Annotated in this window: 7 protein-coding genes; all 7 read left to right on the top strand. The window is 63.8% G+C overall.

Annotated elements, in window-relative coordinates:
- Window positions 1–651 (top strand): cell division protein FtsQ/DivIB (locus tag DBR22_RS18155; protein ID WP_108600162.1); only part of this gene is annotated, 651 nt, incomplete at its 5' end.
- Window positions 652–835: 184 nt separating this feature from the next.
- Complete coding sequence (gene ftsZ, locus DBR22_RS18160; protein ID WP_108600163.1) at window positions 836–2,062, top strand: cell division protein FtsZ; 1,227 nt, start codon at window positions 836–838, stop codon at window positions 2,060–2,062.
- An 8-nt stretch (window positions 2,063–2,070) separates the two neighbouring features.
- Window positions 2,071–2,760, top strand: a complete 690-nt coding sequence (locus DBR22_RS18165; RefSeq protein ID WP_108600164.1) for a polyphenol oxidase family protein — start codon at window positions 2,071–2,073, stop codon at window positions 2,758–2,760.
- Window positions 2,761–2,764: 4 nt separating this feature from the next.
- Window positions 2,765–3,493, top strand: a complete 729-nt coding sequence (locus DBR22_RS18170) for a YggS family pyridoxal phosphate-dependent enzyme (RefSeq protein ID WP_108600165.1) — start codon at window positions 2,765–2,767, stop codon at window positions 3,491–3,493.
- Window positions 3,494–3,581: 88 nt separating this feature from the next.
- Window positions 3,582–4,112, top strand: a complete 531-nt coding sequence (locus DBR22_RS18175; protein ID WP_108600166.1) for a cell division protein SepF — start codon at window positions 3,582–3,584, stop codon at window positions 4,110–4,112.
- A 121-nt stretch (window positions 4,113–4,233) separates the two neighbouring features.
- Window positions 4,234–4,521: a YggT family protein gene (locus tag DBR22_RS18180; RefSeq protein ID WP_108600167.1), complete on the top strand. Its 288-nt coding sequence runs from the start codon at window positions 4,234–4,236 to the stop codon at window positions 4,519–4,521.
- Between the two features lie 177 nt (window positions 4,522–4,698).
- Entirely contained in the window at window positions 4,699–5,394 is a 696-nt protein-coding gene (locus DBR22_RS18185) for a DivIVA domain-containing protein (RefSeq protein WP_108600168.1), read from the top strand.
- Window positions 5,395–5,529 lie beyond the last annotated feature (135 nt).

Below are 5,529 nucleotides of genomic sequence, written 5' to 3' on the forward strand. Positions count from 1 at the left end.
GTGCTGGCGGTGGTATCGGCCCTTCTCGCTGCCGCAATCTTCTCCCCCGTCCTGGCCGTAGGCACAGTTTCGGTGTCCGGCACCAGGCTGGTCACTGCCGATCAGGTCAAGGCTGCACTGGACCCGCTCAAGGGCAGGCCCCTGCCCCAGGTCAGCGACGAGGAGGTAGCCCGCCTGCTGGAGCCGCTTGTCCAGATCAAGTCAGTGTCCACCCAGGCACGGCCGCCGTCCGAGTTGGCGGTGGAAGTGCATGAACGGGTCCCCGTGGCACTGGTGAAGCAGGGGGAGCAGTACCAGCTGGTTGATGTTGACGGTGTGGTGCTGGGTGCCACAGCGGACACTGCGTCGGTGGCACTGCCAGTGATCGACGGCGGGGCGGGAACCATTGGCAAAGAGCTCTTCCAGGCCACCGCAGCGGTACTGGGCGCGCTCCCGCTCGACGTCCTGGCCAGGTTGTCCAACGCATCAGCCCAGTCGGTGGACGCCGTCGAGCTGAAGCTGGTGGACGGCCAGACCATCGTATGGGGCAACGCGGGGGAGAAGGAGCTCAAGGCAAAAGTGCTCGAAGCCCTGCTGAAGGTACCCGCGGATCCGAAGAACCCGGTGCGCGTCTACGATGTCAGTGCACCCCGTCACCCGGTGACACGGTGACGTTTATATTCCCGGTATTCGCGCGACACGCGGCGCCGGTTATTGAATGTCCCCACCATAGGAAATAGCGTTCAAGCATGAGTTACTTGACATAACTATAACCTTCAACTCGAAGGTTAGGGTTTCAAGCTTCAAGCCCGACTCCACAGTTTTAGCAACACAACACGAACAAGGGACACGTAACGTGGCAGCTCCGCAGAACTACTTGGCCGTCATCAAGGTCGTCGGCATCGGCGGCGGTGGCGTGAACGCAGTCAACCGCATGATCGAGGTCGGCCTCCGCGGTGTTGAATTCATCGCGGTCAACACCGATGCGCAGGCATTGCTGATGAGCGATGCAGACGTCAAGCTCGACATCGGGCGTGAGCTGACGCGCGGCCTCGGAGCCGGAGCGAACCCGGAGGTGGGCCGGCAGGCAGCCGAGGACCACGCCGAGGAAATCGAAGAGGTCATCCGCGGCGCTGACATGGTCTTCGTCACCGCCGGCGAAGGCGGCGGAACCGGCACCGGCGGCGCGCCCGTCGTTGCCCGCATCGCGCGTTCGCTCGGTGCGCTGACCATTGGCGTTGTTACCCGCCCCTTCACCTTCGAGGGCCGCCGCCGCGCAGGCTCCGCCGAGGCCGGCATCGACGCCCTCCGCGACGAAGTCGACACCCTGATCGTCATCCCCAACGACCGCCTGCTCTCCATCAGCGACCGCAACGTCTCCGTCCTGGACGCTTTCCGCTCCGCTGACCAGGTCCTGCTGTCCGGCGTCCAGGGCATCACCGACCTCATCACCACCCCCGGCCTGATCAACCTCGACTTCGCGGACGTCAAGTCCGTCATGCAGGGTGCAGGCTCCGCCCTGATGGGCATCGGCTCCGCCCGCGGTGAAGACCGCGCCGTCAAGGCTGCGGAACTCGCCATCGCGTCCCCGCTCCTGGAAGCCTCCATCGACGGCGCACACGGTGTCCTGCTGTCCATCCAGGGCGGCTCGGACCTCGGACTGTTCGAAATCAATGAAGCAGCACGCCTCGTCCAGGAGGTGGCCCACCCCGAAGCCAACATCATCTTCGGGGCGGTCATCGATGACGCCCTCGGCGACGAAGCCCGGGTTACTGTCATTGCCGCCGGCTTCGACGACGTCAAGGCCACCTCACCGTCCATGGACCAGTCACAGCCGCAGGTAGCACCGCAGCGGCCCGCAGCGGCGCCGGCGCAGGCCCCTGCCTCTGCCGGCAGCCACCAGCTGAACACCCAGCCCGTCCACGCCGGTGTCGGCGCGTCCGGACTCAGCAACTGGGGCCAGCAGCGGCCGTCGGCGGTTCCCGCTGACTCAGGTTTCGACGTCGACCTCCCCTCAGTGGTGGAGCCCGACCTCTCAGGAAGCCGCGCTGATGACCTGGATGTCCCTGACTTCCTGAAGTAGGGCACGGCTTGTTCCTTTGGCGGAAAGAAGTCCGTCCCGGTGTGAGCGTGGCATTCACTGACAACCGTGCCGGCAACCTGGCCCTGCATGTGGGGGACAACCCTGCTGACGTCCTCCAGCGCCGCCAAGCGCTGGAGGATGCTGCAGGCCTGGCGCACGGATCGCTCCGGTTCATGGAGCAGGTCCACGGTACAGCTGTTGAAATGATGGACCCGGACACTGCCGCGCCGACCGCGGATGCGATGGTATCGCGGGGCCTGCCGCTCGCCGTGATGGTGGCCGACTGCATCCCCGCAGTGCTCGTCGGTGAAGGGCCACACGGCCCGGTCCTCGCGGCCGTCCACGCAGGCCGCCCCGGCGTAGCCAACGGCATCCTCCTGGCTGCAGTAGAAAAAATGCGGTCCGCCGGAGCGGCCGGCATCCATGCTTGGCTCGGCCCGTCAATCTGCGGCTCCTGCTATGAGGTGCCCGCGGGGTTGCGCGTAGGGGTCGCTGCGCAGGTGCCCGCAACGTGGTCCACCACCTCCTGGGGCACGCCCGCCCTTGACCTGCCCGCCGGGGCGAGGAGCCAGCTCGAAGCCGCCGGCGTCACCGTTGAATATGCGGGTCCGTGCACGCTCGAGAGCGACGGACTGTTCTCCTACCGCAGGTCCAGTACGACTGGCCGCTTTGCCGGGCTCGTGTGGTCCCATGGGTGAGGGCATGGCAGAAGAAGACGACGCGCGTCTGGCGCAGCTGGGCGAGCGGCTCACCCAGGTGCGCGGGCGCATCGACGGCGCGTTTGCAGCATCAGGACGGACAGGGGAGCTGCCCACGCTGATTGTGGTCACCAAGTTCCATCCGGCCGCAGACATCAGGCGCCTTGCCGGCCTCGGCGTCCGCGACGTCGGCGAAAACAAGGATCAGGAAGCCTCGTCGAAGGCCGCTGAACTGGCCGATCTCGGGCTCAACTGGCATTTTGTGGGCCAGCTGCAAAGCAAGAAGGCCAAGTCTGTGGTCCGGTACGCCAGTGCAGTGCACTCAGTGGACCGGCTTTCGCTGGTGGACAGCCTCGAACGGGCCATGTCCGCTGAACAGGCCCGGACGGAGAGAGGGTCCCTGGACTGCTACATCCAGGTCAGCCTCGACGAGGACGCCGGAGCGCACCGCGGCGGTGCGGCCCCGGCTGATGTGCCTTTCCTGGCGGACCGGCTCGCAGCTGCTGCTGGACTGGAACTGGCGGGCGTTATGGCTGTGGCTCCGCTGGGCACCACACCGGAGGCGGCCTTTGAGAAACTCGCCGGGATCTCCGCCGCACTGGTGGCACTCCACCCGGCTGCCACAGCCATCTCGGCCGGCATGAGCCAGGACCTCGAAGCAGCCATCCGCTTCGGAGCGACACACCTGCGAATCGGATCCGATATTCTCGGATCGCGTCCTGACGTGCGGTAGCGTCGAGCTATAGGAAGTGAATGGCGGGGGATGCCAGTGCTGTCAAGTCATTGGGCGGCCCGTCTGCGGACACGATTAGGAGTCGACCATGGCCGGCGCTCTGCGCAAGACAATGATCTATCTTGGGCTCGCCGATGGCGATGAACACTACGAGTCCGAGCACACCACAACACGTAAGGACGAGGACGAACCAATGGAAGTTGACCGCGAGGAACGCCGTGCACCGGCACCGGTCCGCGATGTCAGCCGTGAGTCGTCCTACGCCCCCGAAGAGGAATACCGCGCACCAGTGACCCCCATCAAGCGTGCGGCCTCGAGCCGCGAAGAAACGTCCGGGCTTCGGCAGATCACCACGATCCACCCGCGGTCCTACAACGACGCCAAGCTCATCGGAGAAAGTTTCCGGGACGGCATCCCCGTCATCATGAACGTCACCGACATGGGCGAATCAGACGCCAAACGCCTGGTGGACTTCTCCGCCGGCCTGGTATTCGGACTTCGGGGCAGCATTGAACGGGTCACCAACAAGGTGTTCCTGCTCTCGCCGTCGTACATTGAGGTCATCGGTGATGACAAAAAGGTCAGCGAGACCCAGGCCAGCTTCTTCAACCAAAGCTAGCCACAAAGCTTATTGCGGATGCCAGGCAGGTACACCTGTCTGGCATCTGTGCTGAAATAGACACGAAACGTTGGCAGGGCACTGCGGTATCCGGAATGGACATGGAGATATGAGTTAAGTCATGGGAATTGTTTTCGGACTTGTCTATATCGCCCTGTTGCTGTTCCTGGTGGGACTGATCATCCGGCTGGTCTTTGACTGGGTCCAGATGTTCGCCAGGGAATGGCGTCCGCGCGGGGTTGCCCTCGTGGTGGCCCATACTGTGTACTCAGTGACCGATCCACCGCTGAAGGTTCTCCGCCGGCTGATCCCTCCGCTGCGGCTGGGTGGTGTGACGCTGGACCTCGGTTTCCTGATCCTGTTCATCGCCGTGGGGATCGCAATGGCGGTCATCCGGGGTTTCGCGTAAGTTTCCATTAGACCTAGCAGCGCAGGCGATGTTCCCGGAAGGAACCTCAGCCCAGCGACGCGAAGAAATCTCCGGTTTGACACCCAGTGTTGAATTAGAGGAACCAGACAATATTTAGGTACCGTAGTTTTGACGGCCGGAAGGCCTACTGACTAACTAGACCAATGAGGTGACCAGATGGCTTTGACGCCAGAAGACGTTGTCAACAAGCGCTTTCAGCCGACCAAGTTCCGCGAGGGCTACGACCAGGACGAAGTTGACGACTTCCTGGACGAGATCGTCGTGGAGCTCAGGCGCCTGAACCAGGAGAACGACGAGCTCCGCAAGAAGCTCGCCGATTCCGGTAACGCCGTGCCTGCCAGTTCTGCTGCAGCAGCGCCGGTGGTCGAGAAGGTCCCCGCGCCCGTCAAGGCCGAAAAGGACGACTCCGCAGCGAAGGCCGAAGCTGAGGCAAAGGCCGCTGAGGCCAGCAAGAAGAAGGAATCCGAGCAGGTTGTACCTGTCGCCGCCGCTCCGGCTGCTGCTCCGGCCCAGGCTGCAGGCAGCACTGTTTCTGCCGAGTCCGCTGCCGGTCTGCTTGCCATGGCCCAGCAGATGCACGACCGCCACGTCGCCGACGGCCAGTCCCAGAAGGACAAGATCATTGCTGAGGCTCAGATCGAAGCCAGCAGCCTGGTCAACGACGCCCAGGAGAAGTCCCGCAAGATCCTTGGCGCCCTCGAGCAGCAGCGCTCCGTCCTGGAACGCAAGGTTGAACAGCTCCGCGGCTTCGAGCGTGACTACCGTTCACGCCTGAAGGCCTACATCGAAGGACAGCTTCGCGACCTCGACGCCCGTGGTTCAGTTGCCGCCCCGGAAGTTGAAGCGCACTAGTTAGTCAACAAAGTATTCTGAAAGCCGGTGGCTGGGGATTCCGCGGCCGCCGGCTTTTGTGATTAGCATCGGTTTCACCAAATGAAAGCACCATGACTGACGATCTCGCCGCGGACGCTGCGCACCCCGCTTCCT

The sequence above is a fragment of the Arthrobacter sp. HMWF013 genome, assembly GCF_003061105.1.
Lineage (GTDB): Bacteria > Actinomycetota > Actinomycetes > Actinomycetales > Micrococcaceae > Arthrobacter.

What these genes read in the sequence shown, in the direction of transcription:
- DBR22_RS18180 (WP_108600167.1), top strand. Translation starts at nt 4,234, where the DNA reads ATGGGAATTGTTTTCGGACTTGTCTATATCGCCCTGTTGCTGTTCCTG.
- DBR22_RS18175 (WP_108600166.1), top strand. Translation starts at nt 3,582, where the DNA reads ATGGCCGGCGCTCTGCGCAAGACAATGATCTATCTTGGGCTCGCCGAT.
- DBR22_RS18185 (WP_108600168.1), top strand. Translation starts at nt 4,699, where the DNA reads ATGGCTTTGACGCCAGAAGACGTTGTCAACAAGCGCTTTCAGCCGACC.
- DBR22_RS18170 (WP_108600165.1), top strand. Translation starts at nt 2,765, where the DNA reads ATGGCAGAAGAAGACGACGCGCGTCTGGCGCAGCTGGGCGAGCGGCTC.